The sequence below is a fragment of the Nocardiopsis sp. NRRL B-16309 genome (assembly GCF_001279585.1).
GTDB lineage: Bacteria > Actinomycetota > Actinomycetes > Streptosporangiales > Streptosporangiaceae > Nocardiopsis.
Genome location: NZ_LGEC01000080.1, coordinates 236,807 through 252,828, shown reverse-complemented (window position 1 = coordinate 252,828; position 16,022 = coordinate 236,807). Strand labels below are relative to the sequence as shown.

Below are 16,022 nucleotides of genomic sequence, written 5' to 3'. Positions count from 1 at the left end.
CTAGTGTCGGCGACATGGAAGACCAGAGCGAAAGCCACGGAAAGTACCTCGTCACCGGCGCCACGGGCAAGGTCGGCGGCAGCGCCGTCCGGCAGCTCCTCGACGCCGGCCACTCCAACGTCCGCGCGCTGGTGCGCGACCCGGCGCGCGCCCGGCTCCCCGCGGGCGTGGAGGTCGTGCGCGGCGACCTGTCCGACCCCGCCTCCCTGGACGCCGCGCTCGACGGCGTCACCCGGGTCCTGTTGGTCTGGCCCACCCTCCAGGCCGACGACGCCGCGCCTGAGGCCGTCGCCCGGATCACCCGGGACGCGCGGCGGGTGGTGTACCTGTCCGCCATGGGCGCGGAGGCCTCCTCGGACGCGAACCCCGTCGCGGCCTCCCACGGGCGGCTCGAACAGCTGATCCGCGGCTCCGGTGCGGAGTGGACGTTCGTGCGCGGCGGCGGATTCGCCGGGAACGACCTCGGCTGGGCCGACGAGATTCGAGCCGAGGGCGTGGTCCGCGAGGCGTTCCCGGGGTGGAAGCGCTCGCTCGTCCACGAGGCCGACCTGGCCGCCGTCGCCCTGCGCGCCCTGACCACCGACGACCACGTCGGCGCCGCCTACGAGGTGACCGGGCCGGAGAACCTGGACCAGGCCGACCGGGTGCGGATCATCTCCGAGGTCACGGGCCTGCCCCTGCGCTTCGAGCCGCTCTCGGTGGAGGAGGCCCGGGAGGGCTACCGGGAGTGGCTGCCGCCCGAGGTGGTGGAGGACACGCTCAGGTACATGGCCGAGGCGACCCGCGAGCCGGAACCCGTCACGACCGCCGTGGCGGAGGTGACCGGTCGGCCCGCCCTGACCTACCGGCGATGGGTGGCCGACCACGTGGCCGACTTCCTGCCCGACCCCCGCGCCACCGGCTCCACCGCCAGGGGATAGACCGGCGACGACGATGCCCCCGGCGTGAAGCGCCCCGAGCGTTCCGACAGGGGTTGAAGGTCAGCGGTTCCGCCCCCCGGAACGACAGGGGGTTGATCCGGGCCGAAGCGAGGCACGAGCGGAGGCCCAAAGGGAACACAGCGAGGGCGCCGACGGGGTTCTGGAGGGCCTGGAGGTGCACTCCCGAGGAACGAGGGCGTGCACCGCAAGGGCCGAAGGTTCCCGTTCTCAAGGCGCCCGAGAACGGGCCGAAGCAGGGAGGACCGCGCCGCAGGCGTCCGTTGAGGGTGGTGGCGGGCGACGGTGCGGGCACGAGCGGAGGCCGTGAGGGGCGCGCCGGTGCCTGCAGGAGGAGTCTCTGCCGCCAGCGAGGAACGAGCCAGGCAGTAGCGACGACGAAGGACCCGGCGTGAAGCGCCCCGAGCACCCCGAGCGCGGTAGCGTGGGCGCGTGCTGCGCGGACGTGACGAGGAGACGGCGAAGGTCGACGCGGTCCTCGCCGCCGCCCGTTCCGGCCGCAGCGGGGCCCTGGTCCTGCGGGGCGAGGCCGGGATCGGCAAGTCGGCCCTGCTCGACCATGCCGAACGCGGGGCCGCGGCCACGGGCACACGGGTGCTGCGCGGCGCCGGTGTCGAGTCCGAGAGCGATCTGCCGTACGCGGGCCTGCACCTGCTGCTGGGCCGCGCGATGGAACACGTGGACGCGCTCCCGTCTCCGCAGGCCAGAGCGCTGCGCGGCGCCTTGGGACTGGCGGACTCCGCGTCGCCGAGCCGGTTCCTGGTCGGCCTCGCGGTCCTGACCCTCCTGGCCGAGCTGGCCGCCACGGGTCCGGTGCTCTGCCTGGTCGACGACGCCCACTGGCTGGACCGGGAGTCCGCCGAGGCGCTGCTGTTCGCGACCCGGCGGTTGGAAGCCGAGGGGGTCGCGGTCCTCCTGGCCGTCCGCGAACCGCACGCCCCACTGCTGGCCACGCCCCACATCGACGAGCTGCGGCTCCGGCGGCTGCCCAGGACCGACGCCGAGGCACTGCTGCGGGAGCACGCCGTCGGCCTGCCCCGCCAGGTGCGCGGACAGGTGCTGGCCGACGCGGCGGGCAACCCGCTCGCCCTTCTCACCCTGGCCGCCGCCCAGCGGGACGGGTACTCCAGCACGCGGATGGGCGTATCGGGTCGCATCCAGGACACCTTCGCCGACCAGGTCGCCGCTCTCCCCGAGCGGACCCGGGCGCTGCTGCTCGTCGCGGCGGCCGACGACTCCGCCGACGCCGCCACGGTGCTGCGCGCCGCCCGCGACCTGGACGCGCGCCCGGACGACCTCGGTCCCGCCGAGCGCAGAGGGCTGCTGCGGGTGGCGGAGAACCGGGTGGAGTTCACGCACCCGCTGATCCGCGCCGCCGCCTACGAGAGCGCCGCGTCCGAGGATCGCGCGAGGGCCCACCGCGCCCTGGCCGGGGTGTACGCCGACCGCCCGGAGGCCGCCGACCGCCGGGCCCGGCACCTGGCCGCGGCCACGCCCACCGCCGACGAGGAGGTCGCCGCCCTCCTGGAGGCGGCCGCCGAGCGGGCCCGCGCCCGCGGCGGTCTGTCCGCCGTGGCCACCGCCTACGAGCGCGCCGCCGCCCTGTCCCCCGAACCGGCCGACCGGCGCCGCCGCACGATCGCCGCCGCCGAGGCCGCGGCCTACGCGGGCGACCCCGCGCGCGCGGCGGAGCTCCTGGTAGGTGTCACCGGTACCGACGACACCGGACAGCGGGTCACCGTGGCCAGGCTGCACTCGATGCTCGCCGCCGCCGAGGGGCGCGCCGACGCCTCGTACCGGGTCCTGTTCGCCGCCGCACTGGACGCCGAGGCCCAGGAAGAGTCGGGCGCGGTGGTCGGGGCCGAGGTGACCGCCGGAGACGCCGGGACCAACGGGATCGCGGAGGCCAACGAGGACGACGCGACCGCCCGGAACATCAGAACCACTGCGGCCACCGGGTCCGCCGGAGACGCTGGGGACACTGGGGACGACGCGACACCCGCAGCCACCGGGGCAGCCGTGTCCGACGTGCCCACCGGTACCGCAGGGGCCTTCGGGTCCGCCATGGGAACCGGTGACCGTGCGGGGGCCCCGCGGACGGCGGAGAGCGGAAGGCTCCTCCTGGAAGCCGTGCGGGCGGCGTGGGTGGCCAACGACTTCGACTGCGTCGCGCGGATCGGCGACCACGCCGCGCGACACCCCGGCGGCGCCCCCGCACGGACGCTCGCCCGGGCCGCGCTCGCCACCAACCAGCTCGAACAGGGCCGCACCGCCGAGGGCGTGGCCGCGCTACGCGCCTCCCTGGACGGCCACGACGCCCTCGTCGACCCGACCCTGAACGACCGCGTGCTCTACGCGCGTCTGCACCTGATCGCCGGGGACCACGACGCCGCGTACCGGGCCGCCGTCGACCTGGAGTCCGAGTGCCGGGCCCAGGGCGCGCTCGCCGTCCTGCCACAGGTCCAGGTGGTTCTCGCGCGCACCCAGTTCTTCCACGGCCGCCACCGCGACGCGCGCGCCACGGTGGAGGACGGGCTGCGCACCGCGACCGACGCCTGCCAGCCCACGCCTCTGGCGGAACTGGCCGCGATCGGCGCCGAACTCGCCGCCGTCCGAGGCGACTCCGAGCTCTGCCGCGCCCTGGCCGCCGAACCGCTCGAACGCGGTGTGGCGCCCGCGTCCGTCCACGCCGCCGTCGCCCTGAGCCTGCTCGACCTCGGGCAGGGCCGCCCCGAGGAGGCCCTGGTCCGGCTGGAGTCCGTCGTCGAGGGCACCCGCCCGATGGGGATCGTCGGCAACCTGCCGCTCCTGGTCGAGGCCGCGTTCCGGCTCGGGCGGACCGACCGCGCCATCGAGGCCGCCGACCGCTACACCGCCTGGGCCACCGCCCTCGACCGGCCGTGGGCCGTGTCGTCGGCCCTGCGCTGCCGCGCGCTGCTCGACGGCTCCGAGGACGCCTACCGGGGCGCGCTCGCGCTGGACGCCGCCCCCTTCGAGCAGGCGCGCACCCGGCTGCTCTTCGGTGAGTGGCTGCGCCGTGCCCGCCGGGCGACCGAGGCCCGGGAACAGCTCCACCTGGCCGCCGACGCCTTCCGCCGCTGGGACGCCCGGCCCTGGGAGGAGCGGGCCCGCGCCGAACTGCGCGCCACCGGCGAGACCCGCGCGACGGACACCCTGGCGCGCGACCGGTCCGAGGACCCGCTGGACCGGCTCACGCCACAGGAGCTCCAGGTGGTCCGGCTCGCCGCGACCGGGCTCACGAACCGCGACATCGGCGCCCAGCTCTTCCTGAGCCCCCGCACGGTCGGTCACCACCTCTACAAGGCCTATCCCAAGCTCGGGGTGGCCTCCCGGGCGGAGCTCGGTGCCCTGGGCCTCCACCGTGACCAGGAACGACGACGCTCGGACGGAGAACAGGCCGAGGCGCCCGTCGGATGACTGATGCTGTCCCCGGGTGACCGTCCGTAGCGTCGTGCCCATGACGACAGCACATGTGGAGATCACCTTCGACGTCGGATGCACCTGGTCCTACCTCGCCTACACCCGGTTCCAGCGGGCCGCCGCACGCTTCCGGGCCGGGGGCGGCACCCTCGACGTGGCGTTCCGCCCCTTCCAGCTCGACCCCGACGCGTCACCGCACGGAGAGCCCAAGCGGGAGGTGCACCGCCGGCACTTCGGCGCGGACTTCGACCACGAGGCCGCCATGGACGAGATGAGCGCCCTGGGCGCGGACCTCGGGCTGGTGTTCGGCCACGACGCCGTCTGGGCCGACAGCTTCGAGGCGCACCGGCTGGTCGCGGCGGCCTCGGCCCAGGGACGCGGCGAGGCCATGGTCGAGCGGCTGTTCCGCGCCCACCACGGCGAGGGCCTCAACATCGGCGACGAGGCGGTCCTGCGCCGCCTGGCCCGGGAGGCCGGGGTCGAGTGGAGCACCGGCGGAGCCGACGAGCTGCGGGCCGAGCTGGCCCGGGTCCGCGCCGACGGAAGCCGCGGCGTCCCGGTGTTCGCCTTCTCCGGATCGCGCGTCCCGCTCGTCGGCGACCAGAGCGAGGCCGCGCTCGACACGGCCCTGCGCTCGGCCGCCCGCGCCGACGCTTCCGCCTGATCCGTCCCCTTTCGACCGACACGAGGAGTACTGACATGAGATTCATCGAGGTGGGCGGATTCGGCGCCCCGGAGGTCCTGACCCTGCGGGAGGGCCCCGACCCCGTCCCGGAGGCGGGCCAGGTCGCGGTGGAGGTGTCCGTGGCCGACGTCATCTTCCTGGAGACCGCCATCCGCCGGGGCGAGGCCGCCCAGTGGTTCGATGTCCGGCCGCCCTACGTGCCCGGCGGAGGCGCCGTCGGCACGGTGTCGGCCGTCGGCGCGGGGGTCGACCCCTCCTGGGTCGGCCGACGCGTGGCGACCACGGCGGCGCGGGGCTCCTACGCCGAGCGGGCCCTGGTCCCGGCCGACCAGCTGGCGGCGGTCCCCGACGGGCTCGACGCGCGGACGGCGGCGGCCCTGGTCCACGACGGGGTGACCGCCCGGTCCATCGTGACGGCGGTCCCTCCCGAGCCGGGCCAGTGGGTGCTGGTCACGGCCGCGGCCGGGGCGATGGGGCTCCTGCTGGTGCGGATGGCGCGCGAGGCCGGAGCCCGTGTCGTCGGCGCGGCCCGCGGGGAGCGCAAGCTGGAGCTGTTGCGGGCCCGGGGCATCGAGGCCGTGGTCGACTACTCGGAGCCGGGATGGACCGAGCGCGTCCGTGAGGCCACGGGCGGGCGGGATCCGGAGGTGGTCTACGACGGGGCCGGCGGGTCGATCGGCAGGGCGGCCTTCGCGATCACGGCGTCCGGCGGACGCTTCTCCGCCCACGGGGCACCGAGCGGCGGGTTCGCCGGGATCGGCCCGGAGGAGGCGGACGAACGCGGGGTGACCCTGTACTCGCTCGCCGACCTGCACCAGGACGGGGAGTCCGGGACGCGGAGCATCGAGGAGGTGTTGTCCGCGGCCGCGGCGGGACGGATCGTGCCCGTGATCGGTCGGACGTTCCCCCTGGAACGGGCCTCTGAGGCGCACACGGCACTCGAAGAGCGCACGATCGTCGGCAAGGCGCTCCTGGAGGTCTCGCGCTGACGGGCGCCGGTCCCCTGGGCCGGGTCGGCGGTGCGGCGGCGACGCCGGACCGCCGGACCGGCGGCACGCGGACCGGGGCGACGGCGTCCGCCGCGTCGGCCGCCTCTCATCCCGCTACCGACCGGGGCGCGGCACCTGGGCCCGGATCCGGTCCAGCGCGGCGATCCTGCCGTCCACGTCCGCGATGGCCGCCTGGGTGCGCGCGAGCTTCGCCCGGTGGCCGGCCACGGACGGGAAGGGGTCCCTCGTGCCGACGGGGACCCCGGTCCCGTGGCCGACGATGTCGCCGATCGCCCGGTAGGCCACGAAACCGAAGGCGGCGACGATGACCCCGGCCAGGAAGACCGTCTCGGCCGAGGCCAGCAGGCCCCACAGGGCCAGTCCCGCCAGGACGGCCAGGCCGCACACGCCCAGCACGGCACCGAGCGCGATCCTGGCCCCCCGCTCCTGCGCCTTCCTGCTCCGGATCTCGGCGCGCTCCTGGACATAGCCCTCCAGGAGGTCCGCGTCGGTCACCAGGCGCGCGTACTGGGCGGAGAGTTCGCGGAGCAGGCGGCACATCCGGCGGAGCACCATGCCGTGGGCCAGGCGTTCACTCAGGGGCGCGTCCCGCGGCGGAAGCGGCGGCAGGCCGGACCGCCACGACTCCTCCAGTGAGTCGCGCTCCTCGGCGACGTCCCGCTCCCACGCCTGCGGGGCCAGCGCCGCGAGGACGAACTCCGCGTCCGCTACGCGCTCCACGGGTCCGCTCAACTGCCCGAGACCGGCCGCGGCCTGCCAGTGGGCGTAGGGAGCGATCGCACCGGTGTAGGCGCTCCGCGCGGACCGGGCGTCCTCGACCAGGTCCCGGTACTCGGTACAGCCCCCGCCCGGGACGCAGGGGTGGGCGGCGTCCCGGCAGTCGTACTCGGCCATCACTTCGAGCACCTCGGGCAGGACCACGCCGGGGTCGGCCGGTCCCGCCTCCCTCCGGGCGGCCATCTCCCGCAGCGCGGGCAGCCGCATGTCCCGCCCCCGGTACCTCGGCGGCAGGTCCGGGCGGACCTGCCCGACGAAGCCCGCCACGGCGAGGGCCGGGTCCACCGGCCGGGTACGGAACAGGCTCCGCTCGACCCGGGGGTCCGCGAGGTCCTCGACGACCCAGGCTGCGAGCAGCGCCCTGCGGTCGGAGTCGCCGAACACCTCCTCGGCGGCGCTCCCGTGGGCGTGCATGGTCGCGGCGAGTTCCTCCAGGGTGCGGTGGAGCCGTCCGGCGAACCGGAACGGAGGGCTCGTGGACCGGCCGAGCGGCTCCGGAACCCGGTACGGATCGGGACGGGAGCCGACGGACTCTCCCCAGTCCGGGCCCGCGTCCTCCCACTCCGGACCCTTCCCCTCCGGCTCCGGCTCCTCCACACCCTCCGGCCCAGTCCTCCTCGTCCCCTCCGCCTCCTCCGGCTCGACCGTCACACGCCGGGTCTCCAGGAGGGTCGGCTCCAGGCCGGTGCTCTCCGGGGCGACGACACTGGTCACGGCCGTGCTGCCCCGCTCCATCGAGTCGTCGACGCCGACACTCTCTCCCGCGCCGCCCCCGCTGTGCCCCAGCAGGGTTTCGAGCACCTGGTGGGCGGTCGGGCGCCGCTCCGGGTCCTTCTCCAGGCACCGGACCACGAGCCCGCGCAGTTCCCCGGGCACCGCCGAACAGTCCGGCTCCTCCACGAGGATCCGCTTGATGACGGCGGTCTGTGTCCGGCCCGAGAACGCGTGCCGCCCGCTCGCGGCGTAGACCATGACCGCGCCCCAGGCGAACACGTCCACGGCGGTGGTGAGGTGGCGTGCGTCGTCCAGGCGTTCGGGCGCCATGTAGTGCAGCGTCCCGACCCTGGAGGTGGCGGTGAAGACCCCCGTCTCCTCGAAGGCCCGCGCGATCCCGAAGTCGATCACCCGCGGCCCGTCCGACGCCATCATGATGTTCTCCGGTTTGAGGTCCCGGTGCGCGACCCCGGCCCGGTGGATCGCGGTCAGCGCGGTCGCGGTGGAGATGGCCAGGCGTTGCAGGTCGGCGCCGCGCCGTGGCCCCTCCGCCTCGATCTCCGCCATGAGCGTGCGGCCCTCGATGTACTCGCTGGCGATCCAGGGCCGCTCCGCGCGCGGGTCGGCGTCCAGGACCTGGGCCACACAGAACGGGCTGATCCTCCGTGCCGCCTCCACCTCCCGGGCGAACATCTCGGCGAAGCGCGGATCCACACCGGGCCCGGTGTGCAGGAGCTTCACCGCCGCCCTCGTCCCGTCGGCGGTCTCGCCCAGGTGGACGGAACCGAACCCGCCCCGGCCCAGCTCCCGGATCAGCCGGTACCCGCCGACCACTCCGACTCCCGCGTCCATGCGTCCCCTTCCGGGCCCTGGACGGCCGTGCCAACGCCCCGCGATCAGGGGGTCGACCGCCAGATACACGTAAGATTTTTCTAGAAAAAATATCTATTTCTAGTCTAGAGTGACCGTCGGGACGGCATCGCGGCGGCCCCGCGCCGCCGCGGTGGACCACGCGGGCCGGGCGATGGCCCGGCCCGCGTTCAGGCGGGAGTGCCGAAGAAACCCGTGCGGTCCGCTACTCCGGCCGCAGGGAGTTCCAGATCCGGTCCGGCAGCGCCCGCGCGGCCTCGGCGAGGTCCACGCTGTGGGGGCTGGCCAACCAGTACCGCGCGAGCGCGACCACCGGCCCCATGGCCAGCGCCTCGATCACCGGGCCGGGCAGGGGTGCGATGTCCCCGGCCTCGACGCGTCGGCCCACCCACTCCGAGAGGCCCCCCAGCATGTGCGCCCGGATCTGTTCCGTGTGGGACTCGATGAGGCCGGAGGAGACGGCGGAGTGGAGGAAGAGCGCCACGTCCGGGTTCTCCTCGATGAAGCGCAGGTAGGTCACCACGAGCGCGCGGATGCCGCTGCGGGCCGTACGGGTGGGCGTGACGGCCGCGCCCAGCTCGTCGAAGAGCTGCTCCGTGCACCTGAGGCACAGTGCGACGGTGAAGCCGTCGAAACTGCCGAAGTGGTGGTAGAGGCTGCCGAGGCTGACACCGCTGGCCGCGGTGACCGCGTTCACCGTGAAGCCCTGGTCTCCCGACGAGGCGTAGACCTGGAGTGCCGCGGTGAAGAGCCGTTCGACGGTCGCCTCGCCCCGCTTCTGCTTAGGAGGCATGGCGTGGGCTGGTCGGCGTCATACCGGCCAGGATATGTCTTCGGACGCGTCACTCCCGGGCACCCGGACCGGCGTCCGACACGCAGACGCGCTCTCCCCGTTCCGACACCGGAGCGCTCGGCCCGGGCTCCGGTTCCGGCACGAAGGCGCCCGGTACGGAAGCACCCCGTGCGGACTCCGGCACGGAAGCACCCCGTGCGGACTCCGGCACGGAAGCACCCCGTGCGGGCTCCGGTACGGAAGCACCCCGTGCGGGCTCCGGTACGGAAGCACCCCGTGCGGGCTCCGGCGCCGAGCCGTCCTTCCCGGGCTCCGGCGCCGCGGCACCCGGGCCGCGTTCCGGTACCGGGGCGCCCGACCCTGACTCCGGCTCCGGTGCCTCTCCAGTCCGGTCGGCGTCGTCCAGGCGGACCTTGCGCAGCAGCCACAGCACCCCCAGGCCCACGGGGAACATGAGCGCCGCCGCGAAGCCGTATCCGGCCTGGACGGCGGTCGCGTACGCCGCGTTCGCCGCGTCCACCAGTTCGGCCCCCGCGGGCCCCGGCACGCCCTCGGCCACGGCGGCGGCCCCGCCGATGCTCTCCTGCGCCGCCTCGCGGGCGGCGTCGGGCACCTCCGGCGAGAGCTCCGCTCCGGCCAGCCCCCAGCGGTAGACCACCGCGGCCAGGCTGCCCAGCAGCGCCAGACTGAGCGCGTTGCCGAACCCGCCCGCCACGTCCCCCATCGCCGTGGCCGAACCCGTCCTGTGCAGCGGCGCCGAGACGACGATGAGGTTGTAGCCCAGGGTGAACAGCGGGCCGAGCGAGAAGGCCAGCAGCATCGCCGCGAGGACGATCGCGACCGTCTCCCGCCGCTCCAGCGCCCACACCATCGCGGCCGCGGCCGCCGAGGCGGAGAGCAGCCCGCCGCCCATGATGACCGACGGCCGCACCCAGCGGGCGAGCAGCGGGGGCAGCATCCCCCCGACGATCGAGACCACGGCCGGAGCGATCAGCAGCAGACCCGCCCGCCCCGGTGACAGCCCCAGGACCGACTGCAGGAACTGCGCCAGCAGCATGTCCACACCGCCCGCCGCCAGCAGCATCAGCAGCATGGCGCCCAGGGACACCGAGAACGCCGGCGCCGCGAACAGCCGGATGTCCAGCAGCGGGTCGGGCAGGCGCAGCTGGCGACGCACGAACACCGCGCCGAGCGCGAGGCCCACGACCACCACCACGGCGTAGGGCCACAGCGGCGCGCCGAGCGCCGCCGCCTGCCGGTCGGCGATCTCCTGCAGGCCGAAGATCACCGAGATGATCGCCGCCAGCGACAGCGCGACGCTGGTCAGGTCGAGCCGTCCCCCGCCGCGCCGTCCGGGCATCCTGGGCAGCAGCGGCACGCTCAGCAGCAGCACGGCCGCCACGGGGACGTTCACCAGGAAGACCGATCCCCACCAGAAGTACTCCAGCAGCAGACCGCCCAGCGGCGGCCCCACGGCCATCCCCGCGGAGAACGCGCTCATCACGACCGCGACGGCCACGGAGAACTGGCGGGCGTCGGTGAACATCACGCGCAGCAGCGAGGTGATGCTGGGCATGAGCGAGGCGGCCGCCACACCCATCACCGCCCGCGCGGCGATCAGCACCGCCGGGTCGTCGGCGAACGCCGCCGACAGCGAGGCCGCTCCGTAGACAGCCACCGCGGCGGCCAGCAGGCGTCGGCGGCCGATCCGCTCGCCCAGCCACCCCATGGTCAGCACCATGCCGACGGCGAGGAACTCGCCCAGGTGCAGGGTCCACAGCAGCTGGGTGCTGCTCGGGGCCAGGTCGGCGGCGATGGAGGGCAGGGCGAGGAACAGCACGGTCATGTCGGTGGCGGTCATCAGCAGGGGCAGGGTGAGGACGGCCAGTCCCGTCCACTCCCGCCACGTCGCGCGTCGGGGGGTTTCGGTGTCCACTCGCGTCTCCGCTTCCGTCGTGCAGTCGGCGCCGCCCCGGGGTCGGCTCGGGTCCCGAAGCCCCCGGGACGACGTCCCTCGTCTCCCACGACGCTAGAACCTCAACTATTGTTGAGGTAAAGCGCACGGCCGCGGAATGTGACTCATGACACACTGTGAGACCAAGGTTCCAGGTGAGGGGCGCAAGGGGCTTCTGTTACGGGTGTTACAAGCGCACAATCCCCATGACGGCGGAACTCCCGTGTACTAAGGTCTGCCTATATGGCGCGTTCAGTGGTCGGTCCCCCAGCAGACACCCTCGCCCGGGACGACGGCACGGAACTCTCCCGAGCGCTATCCGCGCTGCTGGGAACCCGTGTGGCACCCCGAGCGTTCACTCTCCCGGACGGAACCCGGGTCGGAGTCGACTTCGCGGACGAGGGCCACCCCACGGTCCTCGGCCAGTGCGCGCCTCTGCGGGGCCCGGTGAAGTCGGTCCAGCGCAACAAGCTCATCGCCGACGCGTTCAAACTCGTCTGGCTGCGCGACACCCACTTCCCCGACGCCCGCGTCGTCCTGGTCATGGGCGAACAGCTCTCCCGGCACCTGGCCCGCGGCTCCTGGCTGCGGTCGGCCTTCGCCACACACGGGATCGCCGTCGCCCTGGTGGACGACGGCACCACCGTCCGGTCGCTCGACACCATCACGTGACCGGGACGTCATAGTCAGTTAAAAGCGCGTCACTAGCTTTGACGCGTCAACGATCCCCGCGGGCCGTCGACTCACCTGCTTCCGCCCGCTCTCCACCGTTCTCCTCGGTGTTGCCAACCGAGGACAGATACCTGGAGGGTGTCCCGTGGGTCCTTCCCATGTGGCCGCACTTGTCGGCAATCCCCGCCCGGGCTCGCGTACGGCCCGGACCGCCGAGCACGTCGCCCGACTGCTCGCCCCCCTCGCGGGCGGCGACCACGTCACCACCATCGACCTGTCCGACCACGGCCCGGCGGTCCTCGACCCCGGCGACGCCGCGGTGGACGAAGCGGTCGCCACCGTCCGCTCGGCCCGGCTCCTGGTCGTGGCCAGCCCCGTCTACAAGGGCACGTTCACCGGCCTGCTCAAGGCCTTCCTGGACCGGATGCCTCCCGAGGGGCTGCGCGGCACGGTCGCCGTCCCCCTCATGGTCGGCGCCTCGGACGGGCACGCCCACGCCGCCGAGTCGGCGCTGCGCCCCGTCCTGGTCGAACTCGCCGCCTCCTGTCCGGCCCCGGCGCTGTACGTGCGCGAGCAGTCCCTCGGGGAACTCGGTACCGACACCGATCCCGCCCTGGCCTGGTACGACCGCCACTCCGCCACCCTCTCCTCCGTCATGGGCACCGCCACCGCACCCCTGTGAGCCGGACGGCCCCGGCCCGGGTACGGACCGTCCGGCGGACCCGCCGGCCGGTCCGCCCCGACACCCCGGCGCCCACGGATCCGTCGACCGCGCACTCCACCGGCGACGGAGTGCGATGGCTCACACACATTGAGGAGTAGGAATGACCGCACCCGAGCCCGTCCCGGGCTCCACCGACATACGACACGAGCCCGCCGCCCTGCGCGACGGCCTCGCACGCATGGCCACGTCCGTCAGCGTCGTCACCGCCGAGGTCGACGGCCGCCGCCACGGCTTCACCGCCAACAGCGTCGTCTCGGTCTCCGCCGACCCGCCGCTGGTCGCGATCTGCCTCGCCTCCACCGCCGAGTGCCACGACGCCTTCACCCGCGCACGGACCGTCGCGGTCAACGTCCTGGCCGAGGGCCAGGAACAGCTGTCCGGAGTGTTCGCCACCCGCGGCGCCGACAAGTTCGACGCGGCCCCCTTCACCACCGGCGACCTGGGCGCGCCCGTCCTGCCGGGATCCGCCGTCGCGCTGGAGGGCACCGTCCACTCACGGCACAGCGCGGGCGACCACACGATGATCCTGTTCGACGTCGCCTACGTGCGGATCGGCCGATCCGCGCCGCTGGTCTACCAGGAGCGCAGGTTCCACCGGCTGGACGCGGCATGAGCGACGACCGCATCGAGGTGCGCGGCCTCACCAAGACCTATGAGGGCGGCGACCCCGCCCGCCCCGCGCTCGACCGGGTCGACCTGGACGTCCCCCGGCGGCACTTCGTCAGCCTCATCGGCCCCAGCGGCTGCGGCAAGTCCACGCTGCTGCGGGTGCTCGCGGGCCTGGAACGGCCCGACTCCGGGCACGTCGCCGTCTTCGGGTCCACCCCCGAGCGGATGTGCGCCGCCAAGGCGGTGGGCCTGGTCCCCCAGACGCCCGCGCTGCTGCCGTGGCTGAACGTCCGCCGCAACGTGGTCCTGCCCTCCCGGGTCAACCGCCGTGCGGGCAACGCCGCCGGCGATCCCGACGAACTGCTGAGCATGGTGGGCCTGGAGGACGTCGCCCGAAAATACCCGCACCAACTCTCCGGAGGCATGCAGCAGCGCGTCGCGATCGCCCGCGCCTTCGGCATCCGCCCGGACGTCCTGCTCATGGACGAGCCGTTCTCCGCCCTGGACGAGTTCACCCGCGAGGCGCTCCAGCTCCACCTGCTGCGCCTGTGGGAGCACATGTCCACGACGGTCGTGTTCGTCACCCACTCGGTGCGTGAGGCGGTCACCCTCTCCGACCGGATCGTGGTGATGTCCGCCCGCCCCGGCCGGGTGCACGAAGTACTGCCGGTCGATCTCCCCCGTCCGCGCGGTTCCGGAGTCACAGCCGACCCCCGCCTTCACCGGGTGGAGGACCGCGTCCGCGCGTCGCTGCAGGTCGCGTGGGAGTCCGGCGCCGCCCCCGACGACCTCGTACCACTGTGAGAGGACTACCGGACATGGCCACGGGCACTTCCCCGGACGTGCGTCCCCGCCCCACCACCGTTCCCGCCGCGCACCCGCGGCGCCGGCGGCGGTCGGTCCTGCACCCCGCCCTGTGGCTGCCCACGGTCGTGGCCGTGCTGCTGGTCGGCACCGCCTGGACGGTGATCGCCGCCGAACAGCCCTACATCCTGCCCACGCTCTCCGAGGTCGGCACCACCCTGGTCGACGACCCGGGGTTGTTCGTGCGGAACGCCTGGTCCACCCTCCAGATCGCTCTCATCGGGGTGGCCTGGGGTGCCGGACTGGCGTTCGTGCTGGCCCTGCTGATGTCGGAGATCCCGATCCTGCGCCGGGCGATCATGCCGCTGGCCGTGGTGCTGAACGTGACCCCGGTCATCGCCCTGGCGCCCGCCCTGGTCGTCGCGTTCGGTTTCGGCATGACGCCCAAGGTCATCGTCACCGCGATCATCACCTTCTTCCCGGTGCTGATCAACGTCACGACCGGGCTGCGCTCCGTCCCGCCGCCGGTCCTGCACGTGTTCTCCACGCTGCACGCCTCACGCTTCGAGGTCCTGTTGCGCCTGCGCGTCCCGAGCAGCCTCCCCTACACCCTGGCCGCCCTGCGGGTCGTCCTTCCCCTGTCCATCGTGGGCGCCGTCGTCGCGGAGTTCGTCGCCGCCGGCTCCTCCAGCGGACTGGGGACGATGATCCGCAACGCGGCCTCCAACGCCCAACTGCCGCACGTCTACGCGGCCGTGGCCTGCCTGGCCGCGATGGGCGTCCTCATGCTCGCGTTCACGGCCACCGTGGAACGCAGGCTGCTGTTCTGGCACGAGTCGCAGCAGAGAACCCCCTGATGATCGGAGCAAACCGCATGTCCAGCCCCACCGCCAACCCCAAACGCCTCCTTCTGCGCTCCGCCGCGGCCGCGACGACGGCCTCCGCCGTTCTGCTGGTCTCGGCGTGCGGCAGCGGAGAGGCAGAGGACAGCGAACCGGAGGTCGCCGCCGTCATCGATGACGAGCGGTGCCAGACCAACCGGGACGCCGGAACGATCACGTACATCACCGGCTACCAGTACCAGGCCTCCGTCAGCATCCTGGAGGCCGTCGCGGCCGACGCCCTCGGCTACTTCGACGCCGTGTGCCTCGACGTCGAGATCCAGCCCGGTACGGGTGACACCATCGGCAACGCCCAGACGGTCGCGGCGGGCACCGCCCAGCTGACCTCGATGGGCAGCGAGTCCGAGATCCTGATGGCCCACGACAACGACATCGACGTCATCGGGGTCGCCACCTACGGCCACGTCCCGATCGCCACGCTGCTGACGGGCACGGACATCGACGAGCTCAGCGACCTGGAAGGCACCACCCTGGGCCACAAGGGCAACATGCCCGCGCCGCTGGAGGCGATGCTCGTCTCCGACGGCGTCGACATGGACTCCATCGAGCAGGTGGAGGTCGGCTACGACCCGAGCGTCCTGCCGCGCGACCAGGTCCAGGCGCTCACCGGCTTCCGTTCCAACGAGCCGTTCCTCCTCAGCGACATGGAGGAGGAGTACAACGAGTGGCTGCCCGAGGACTACGGGGTGGTCGGCTCGTTCGGCGTCATGGCCACCAACCGCGACTTCGCCGATGAGAACCCCACGGTGATCGAGGACGTGCTGCGGGCGATGTCCCGTGCCTTCGACCACTGCGTGGACAACGGCGAGGAGTGCGTGGAGTTCGCGGCCGACCTCTCCGAGTCCGGATACGACGTCGATCACAACCTGCGGGTCTGGAACGCCGAGCACGAGCTGGTGACCGCCTCCACGCAGGAATCGTCCCCGGCCGGATACATCGACCTCACCCTGACCGAGGCCGAGGGCCAGACCCTCGTCGACAACGGCCAGCTCGACGAGCTGCCGGACCTCGAGCCGCTGTTCGACCCCCGCTACCTGGAGGCCGTCCACGTCGCGGGCGACGTGGCCTGGCCCGCCGAGTAGCACCCCGGGTCCGGGCGGCCGGCGGACGACCACGCCGGCCGCCCACC

The 16,022-nt window shown here is 73.8% G+C and carries 13 protein-coding genes; 10 read left to right on the top strand and 3 right to left on the bottom strand.

Annotated elements, in window-relative coordinates:
* Positions 1 to 14 precede the first annotated feature (14 nt).
* The 4 genes from ADL05_RS17725 to ADL05_RS17710 all read left to right on the top strand — a co-directional run bounded on the left by ADL05_RS17725 (position 15) and on the right by ADL05_RS17710 (position 6,053).
* Positions 15 to 920 carry an SDR family oxidoreductase gene (locus ADL05_RS17725; RefSeq protein WP_053618075.1) on the top strand — a complete coding sequence of 302 codons (906 nt, stop codon included), beginning with the start codon at positions 15 to 17 and terminating at the stop codon, positions 918 to 920.
* A 450-nt stretch (positions 921 to 1,370) separates the two neighbouring features.
* Positions 1,371 to 4,376, top strand: coding sequence for a LuxR family transcriptional regulator (locus ADL05_RS17720; protein WP_053618074.1), 3,006 nt, complete (start codon positions 1,371 to 1,373; stop codon positions 4,374 to 4,376).
* A gap of 40 nt (positions 4,377 to 4,416) precedes the next feature.
* Positions 4,417 to 5,043: a DsbA family protein gene (locus ADL05_RS17715; RefSeq protein ID WP_053618123.1), complete on the top strand. Its 627-nt coding sequence runs from the start codon at positions 4,417 to 4,419 to the stop codon at positions 5,041 to 5,043.
* Positions 5,044 to 5,078: 35 nt separating this feature from the next.
* Positions 5,079 to 6,053, top strand: a complete 975-nt coding sequence (locus tag ADL05_RS17710) for a zinc-binding dehydrogenase (protein ID WP_053618073.1) — start codon at positions 5,079 to 5,081, stop codon at positions 6,051 to 6,053.
* 114 nt (positions 6,054 to 6,167) lie between these two features.
* Here the strand turns inward: ADL05_RS17710 and ADL05_RS17705 are convergent, their stop codons facing one another.
* The 3 genes from ADL05_RS17705 to ADL05_RS17695 all read right to left on the bottom strand — a co-directional run bounded on the left by ADL05_RS17705 (position 6,168) and on the right by ADL05_RS17695 (position 11,164).
* Complete coding sequence (locus tag ADL05_RS17705; protein ID WP_053618072.1) at positions 6,168 to 8,417, bottom strand: serine/threonine-protein kinase; 2,250 nt, start codon at positions 8,415 to 8,417, stop codon at positions 6,168 to 6,170.
* Between the two features lie 223 nt (positions 8,418 to 8,640).
* Complete coding sequence (locus ADL05_RS17700) at positions 8,641 to 9,228, bottom strand: TetR/AcrR family transcriptional regulator (protein WP_053618071.1); 588 nt, start codon at positions 9,226 to 9,228, stop codon at positions 8,641 to 8,643.
* Positions 9,229 to 9,277: 49 nt separating this feature from the next.
* The gene (locus ADL05_RS17695; RefSeq protein ID WP_082376509.1) at positions 9,278 to 11,164 is read right to left on the bottom strand and encodes an MFS transporter; all 1,887 of its coding nucleotides are present in this window, start codon (positions 11,162 to 11,164) and stop codon (positions 9,278 to 9,280) included.
* 357 nt (positions 11,165 to 11,521) lie between these two features.
* Here ADL05_RS17695 and ADL05_RS17690 point away from each other — a divergent pair, with 357 nt between their 5' ends.
* The 6 genes from ADL05_RS17690 (at position 11,522) to ADL05_RS17665 (ending at position 15,975) form a co-directional block, all read left to right on the top strand.
* Positions 11,522 to 11,854 carry a hypothetical protein gene (locus tag ADL05_RS17690; protein ID WP_231640793.1) on the top strand — a complete coding sequence of 111 codons (333 nt, stop codon included), beginning with the start codon at positions 11,522 to 11,524 and terminating at the stop codon, positions 11,852 to 11,854.
* Positions 11,855 to 11,999: 145 nt separating this feature from the next.
* Positions 12,000 to 12,536, top strand: coding sequence for an NADPH-dependent FMN reductase (locus ADL05_RS17685; protein ID WP_082376507.1), 537 nt, complete (start codon positions 12,000 to 12,002; stop codon positions 12,534 to 12,536).
* 142 nt (positions 12,537 to 12,678) lie between these two features.
* Complete coding sequence (locus ADL05_RS17680; protein WP_053618068.1) at positions 12,679 to 13,191, top strand: flavin reductase family protein; 513 nt, start codon at positions 12,679 to 12,681, stop codon at positions 13,189 to 13,191.
* A complete protein-coding gene (locus ADL05_RS17675) occupies positions 13,188 to 13,991 on the top strand; it encodes an ABC transporter ATP-binding protein (protein WP_053618067.1) in 804 nt (267 codons plus the stop codon). Before ADL05_RS17680 ends, ADL05_RS17675 begins: the two co-directional genes overlap by 4 nt.
* 14 nt (positions 13,992 to 14,005) lie before the next feature.
* Entirely contained in the window at positions 14,006 to 14,848 is an 843-nt protein-coding gene (locus ADL05_RS17670; protein ID WP_082376505.1) for an ABC transporter permease, read from the top strand.
* A 17-nt stretch (positions 14,849 to 14,865) separates the two neighbouring features.
* A complete protein-coding gene (locus tag ADL05_RS17665) occupies positions 14,866 to 15,975 on the top strand; it encodes an ABC transporter substrate-binding protein (protein ID WP_053618066.1) in 1,110 nt (369 codons plus the stop codon).
* The last annotated feature ends 47 nt before the right edge of the window (positions 15,976 to 16,022 follow it).

Bases quoted from the DNA above. Each gene is read 5' to 3' on its own strand.
- ADL05_RS17665 (WP_053618066.1), top strand. From the start codon at position 14,866: ATGTCCAGCCCCACCGCCAACCCCAAACGCCTCCTTCTGCGCTCCGCC.
- ADL05_RS17715 (WP_053618123.1), top strand. From the start codon at position 4,417: ATGACGACAGCACATGTGGAGATCACCTTCGACGTCGGATGCACCTGG.
- ADL05_RS17680 (WP_053618068.1), top strand. From the start codon at position 12,679: ATGACCGCACCCGAGCCCGTCCCGGGCTCCACCGACATACGACACGAG.
- ADL05_RS17700 (WP_053618071.1), bottom strand. From the start codon at position 9,228: ATGCCTCCTAAGCAGAAGCGGGGCGAGGCGACCGTCGAACGGCTCTTC.
- ADL05_RS17675 (WP_053618067.1), top strand. From the start codon at position 13,188: ATGAGCGACGACCGCATCGAGGTGCGCGGCCTCACCAAGACCTATGAG.
- ADL05_RS17725 (WP_053618075.1), top strand. From the start codon at position 15: ATGGAAGACCAGAGCGAAAGCCACGGAAAGTACCTCGTCACCGGCGCC.
- ADL05_RS17670 (WP_082376505.1), top strand. From the start codon at position 14,006: ATGGCCACGGGCACTTCCCCGGACGTGCGTCCCCGCCCCACCACCGTT.
- ADL05_RS17705 (WP_053618072.1), bottom strand. From the start codon at position 8,417: ATGGACGCGGGAGTCGGAGTGGTCGGCGGGTACCGGCTGATCCGGGAG.
- ADL05_RS17710 (WP_053618073.1), top strand. From the start codon at position 5,079: ATGAGATTCATCGAGGTGGGCGGATTCGGCGCCCCGGAGGTCCTGACC.